The 5314-nt window shown below is 54.4% G+C and carries 4 protein-coding genes; 1 reads left to right on the forward strand and 3 read right to left on the reverse strand.

Annotated features, from left to right (window positions below; translation table 11 throughout):
- Window positions 1–388: 388 nt before the first annotated feature.
- Genes ACTF5M_RS11170 through ACTF5M_RS11180 form a run of 3 tightly spaced genes read right to left on the reverse strand, consistent with a single transcriptional unit; the run spans window position 389 to window position 2796 of the window.
- Entirely contained in the window at window positions 389–1372 is a 984-nt protein-coding gene (locus ACTF5M_RS11170; RefSeq protein WP_438961046.1) for a biotin-dependent carboxyltransferase family protein, read from the reverse strand.
- Window positions 1373–1377: 5 nt separating this feature from the next.
- Entirely contained in the window at window positions 1378–2037 is a 660-nt protein-coding gene (locus ACTF5M_RS11175; protein WP_438961047.1) for a 5-oxoprolinase subunit B family protein, read from the reverse strand.
- 3 nt (window positions 2038–2040) lie between these two features.
- Entirely contained in the window at window positions 2041–2796 is a 756-nt protein-coding gene (locus tag ACTF5M_RS11180; RefSeq protein ID WP_438961048.1) for a LamB/YcsF family protein, read from the reverse strand.
- 676 nt (window positions 2797–3472) lie between these two features.
- Here ACTF5M_RS11180 and ACTF5M_RS11185 point away from each other — a divergent pair.
- Window positions 3473–4306: a site-specific integrase gene (locus ACTF5M_RS11185; protein WP_438961049.1), complete on the forward strand. Its 834-nt coding sequence runs from the start codon at window positions 3473–3475 to the stop codon at window positions 4304–4306.
- The last annotated feature ends 1008 nt before the right edge of the window (window positions 4307–5314 follow it).

The raw sequence follows: 5314 nt of genomic DNA on the forward strand, positions 1-5314 counted from the left end.
GCCCATCGAAGTCGCGGCAACAACGCCAAGTAATGTCTTTTTCATTTCAGTCTCCCGTTTGAACTTCAGCACGTTCGTTTTAGATGAGGCTTCCCTTCACGCGTGCTGTTGCCCTTAGCTTTTAACAATGGGACCCGAGCCACAAGGGGGATTCGGTCAAAAACCGCCAAAAATGTCGCTTTTGTGCATCTGCACCGTCAAAACCGACAGTGATTTGCCTGTTTACTACACATTCAGACCTATGAATTGCATTTCAACTTTAATTCAAAGGTCAATCAGGGGCGCATTAGCGACATGCTCATCGCTAAAATCCCAAAGATTCACCATAAATTTGAAATTTTTCACTCGCGCGCAAATTGCTCGGCTCAAAACGCGCTTAATGGCGCGACTAATCTTCTGATCCGGCCACAGCGCCAGTGATCAAATTCATTTGCATTAGCTTCTCATCCAAACTGGCCCGTGGTGCTGCGCAAGCGTCCAAAAACGACACACGTGCTTCTGCTACGGCTCTGGCATGAGCAACTGCCTCCTCTGGCGTAACCGTTTGAAACGAAACCTGTGCACCGGACCGCATTTGGGCAACCCGATCAGTCTCGCACGACAAAACAGTCGCAATCTTGGGATAGCCGCCCGTTGTTTGATGATCCGCCAACAAAACAGTCGGCACACCGTCGCCCGCCACTTGGACAGAGCCACGCACGATCGGCTCGGACGGGATGCCCAGCGCCTCATTCAACGCAATCGGGGGCCCATCCAGGCGAACACCCATACGGTCAAACGCATCCGTCAGTTTGTATGTATTGTCCAAAAACACGTCCGCCGCGTCATCCGCAAAATGACGCTCCTGTGGGCTGGCGGTCACCAAAACAGGCGTAGTTTGATCAGGCTGTGGAGGCGCGTCATAGCTGGCTTCACGGGCGCTACGCACCTGTGCGTTTTCAATGCGAAGTACATCGCCCGTGCGAACAGCACCGCCACCAAGCCCTGAAATCGCGTGGGTCGCAAAACTGTCCAACCACTTGGGTCGCGCCAGATCACCTGCAAAAGCTAGATAACACCAACTCCCCCACGCGCCCGCCTGAACACGCAGCCGATCACCTGCACGCAACGTTGCCACGTACCAGCCGCCTGCAAAACCACCACCTGCTTGGGCATAGCTGACCTCGCCCTCAACACATTCAAGCACGAGCCCGCCCAACGACACTTCAATCGCCCCAGCATCGGCACGATTTGCAATCATTACCTGCCCCGCAGCAAACGCCAACCGGTCCATAGGCCCAGATGCGGGAACCCCGTGGCGCATGTGGCCAAAGCGACCTGCGTCTTGGACCGTGATCAATGGGCCAGCCGCGACCACTTTTAGAACAGCCACCGCCACTACACACCCAGCTCCGCACGGCTGGTCCGCTCATAGACCACACGGTCCCCGACCTTGAACACAAACGGATCGGGCGCATCACTCTCGATCACATCGAACCCAGAACGCCCAATAACCCACCATCCCGTTGGCATTGTCAGTGTCGTAATCAAAGACTGCGCACCAGAAATAATAATACTGCCTTTTGGAATATCGCGCACAGCTGCAGGTTTGCGCGGCAGGTGAATGCTTTGCGGCAGACCGCGTAAATAGGCATAGCCTGGTGAAAACCCATACATCTCAACCCGCATTTCAGAACCCAAATGTGCTGCGATAACTGCCTCAACACTCTGGTTTGTCAGTCTGGCCACTTCCAGCAAATCAGGGCACAATTCCGGATCATAACACACAGGCACACGGTGAACCTGAGGCGTTCTGCTGGCGGCAACATCTGGCTTTAACGCCTGAACAGCCGCCGCTACCGCGCCGTGATCCGTTTGCATAGGGTCAAATGCTACCAACAAATTTATCAATGCGGGCACGACCTCGATCACGCCGTTAATGTCCGCTGCAGCGATTGCCTCATCCAAAGCACAAATCGCTGCATGGGTCCGCTCGTCTGCGACCTCCCCAAGCTGAAAGAGCACGGCCCCTTCACCAACTGGCGTTGCTTTCATCATTACTTAGCCTTGGATAAACGGGCGAATTTCGACGCCCTGCACCGTCAAACGCTTGCGTATTTGCGAGGCCATCTCAACGGCTGCTGGCGTGTCTCCGTGAACGCAAATTGAGTGCGCCTCAAGGGCAATTTCCCCCCCACCGAGCACCGGCATTTCACCGCTTTCCAAGAATGTAATCAATCGGTCAGCGGCGAACGCAGGATCATGGATCACCGCACCTTCTTCGCTGCGCGGCACCAACTCGCCGTTGGCCTGATACGCGCGGTCGGCAAATATTTCCGAGTAAACTTGATGGCCCCGCGCCTTGGCTTGCTGTTCCATCACAGTACCGGAAATCGCCAAAACAGGAAGTGCGCCAACCCCATCAAGAATGGCATTCGAAACCTCGGCATCCCGCGCAGCCAAATTGGCAAGAGCACCGTGCGGCTTAACGTATGCGACACGCGCCGAGGTCAATTGCGCGACCCCGCTCAACGCCCCAATTTGTGCTGCAACCATATGAGTGATCTGCGCAGCCGCCATCGGAATAACGCGGCGCCCAAAGCCAAGTGGGTCCGCATACCCAGGATGCGCACCGACACAAACCCCGTTTGACGCCGCTTCACCAAGTGTGGCGTGCATCGTGTCGGGATCACTTGCGTGCCCGCCACAGGCCACATTCGCGCTGCTCACCAACCCCAATATCCGCGCATCATCGCCCATCTGCCAAGGGCCATACCCCTCACCAAGATCAGAATTGAGATCAATATATTTTGTCATGGATCAGCGTCCTTGAGTAAGGTGCAAGCTTATACGGCTAACAAAGACACTTACTGCGCGGGGTGCAAGAGGTGGGGAAAAAAACACTGGCGATCCCTGAAGGACTCGAACCCTCACCTACTGATGAAAGTCAACTGCTCTATGTTTTAGGTTTCAAGAACTTTCACTTTTTCGCCGTTTGGTCGTTTCATTACTATATCACTCAATCTGCGCTCCAAAATTTCTCGCTAACTTTCGCTTACCTCAACTGCTTTGTCTCACTGAGTGGATTACGGCAAAGGCCCAGCAAGAACTTCACATGTAAGATCGACCAGCGCTCCATCGACAAATACGTCAAGGAGCAGCGCCTGATTGGTGATCGGCTTACGTTGTCAGATGAGACCTGCGGTGGGCTGAAGCTCGTGATTAACAGCAAGAGCTGCAGCTGGACCTACTCCTACCGCAAACGCGGCTATCTCGATGGCGGTAAGCGCCATCCACAGCGCACAATGAAGCTGGGTGTCCAGTATCAATGTCACCAGCTGAGGCGCGCCTTGCGGCTGAGACCATCAAGTCTCAGGTTAGAGCGGGTAACGACCCTGCCCTCGTGTCCAGAGCGCAAGATCGGGAGCGCAGGAGAGAGGAAGCCCGCAGGCGGACCTGTGCGCAGTGGCTCGAGCTGTATCGGACCGAGCAGATGCAATCAGGTGCCACGAAGTATCATCGTGACGAGCTGCGCAATGTTGAGTTTGCGCTACACGAGCTTTCGATGGTTGAGGCGTATCCAGAAGAGATCACGCCAAGACACATCCGTGAGCTGGCAGACATGCATCAGGAGCATCCCGCCACTGGGCGGCACAGGCTGGGGGCCATGTCACGCTTTCTAGACTTCCTGCTCGACGAAGAAGTCATTACTGCAAATCCTGTCGCCTCAGTCTCTAAGCGCCGTAAGCCCAAGCCTCCCCCTCCGAGGGAGAATTACTTCACCCCTGCACAGCTTTTGGCACTCTGGAACGCCGAAGGTCTGAAGCCGACCTATCAGCGTTACCTGCGCTTTATGATCACCTGCCCTCTAAGCGCGGGTGAGGCCGCTAATTTGACTTGGGATCAAGTAGACCGTGATCGCAGCGAGGTGCGCCTATCGGCAGAAGACACAAAGAACTCCGAGCACTTTGTTATGCCACTAAGCTCAATTGCAACGCGGGTCATCTGGGCGACTGAGCAGGTACAGAGTGAGTTGATGTTTCCTCTGTCCTCAGTTGACAACGCTCAGATGTCTTCTTGGAGCTACTTTAACAAATGCGCCCGCAAGGCATCAGGGGTGGAGAACTTCATCCTGCATGATTTACGCAGGACCTTCTCCACTTTGATGGCTGAGCACACAGATGTATCCGAGAGCCTGATTGATAGCCTGTTGAACCACAAGCAGAGTGCCACGCGCGGTGGCGTCATGCGCCATTACCAGAAATCCCAGAACCTCGAGAAGCGCCGCGATGTCATGGCCAAGTGGGGAAAGCTGTTGGAGGCGTGAGTTGGAAGGGCGTAATCAAAATTGCGCCCTGGAGCTTGACACAAAGCGACAGACTGCGCACGATGCAGGGGATTTTATCTCTGCCATCACAATATATAGATAAAATCAAAGCCTTTGGGTCTCCTCGGCCCCGGCAATGTTAAGGCGTTCGGCAACTCAAAGAGCATAGGTCGAGCAGCTCGAACAGCTGCATCTCACTTGAGCCGTTTTAAAGGCCTAAAAAGGGGTGCATCAATCACTAACATTGACGACACAGAGTCCAACTTCAACCAGCCAGTTAATAACCTGGCTTCAAACGAAGAAGCTAACCATACTGGGCTAGCTAAAAAATGCCGCTGCAAGCATATTCATTGGAGACCAGGCAGCCCACTGCCGCATTACGCCGATAAGGCGACCGCAGCTACAATCATTACTCACCACTTCTTCCCGATAAGCCCACGAACAATCGAACGCTGGCCTCTCACCGTTCGGCGCCCCAACCAAGCCACTATCTACGAGGTGGATGAGTTGATGGCGTTCGCTTAAGAGAAACTAAACTCAGCTTATGTTTACAAGCAGACGGAGGGATGATCATGGCAAAGATCAGCGCATCCCCCACCCTGTCGCTAAATGACGGGAGTACTTCACCACTGCCCAGCTCACGCATGCAGAGCGCAGACTGCTACGACGATGTCATCCTCAAACTCAGCCCCCGCTGGCGCGTGATCACGTGCCGCGATGTGTCCCAGTGGATTATCCAGAAGAAAGAGGCCTCCCTTGCGGGCCCTTGGCGAGGCGTCAGCTATCATACGTGCCGCGATAGCCTGATGCGGACGTGTGGGAGCTTAAATCTGCTCTCAGCGACAGTAGAGGACCAGCTCCTCAACGCCCTGCCTTCCACATTCCGTGAATACGCATCTGAGCGCCTCTGCTCATAGAAAAACCGCGCACTCAGAAAGCACGCGGTTAGTTTGAACTGACAAATTCTTTGTGGAGCGTTTGTCTGGGTGAAAAGTAGCATGTTTTTGG

The organism is Nereida sp., from assembly GCF_965655635.1.
Lineage (GTDB): Bacteria > Pseudomonadota > Alphaproteobacteria > Rhodobacterales > Rhodobacteraceae > Nereida.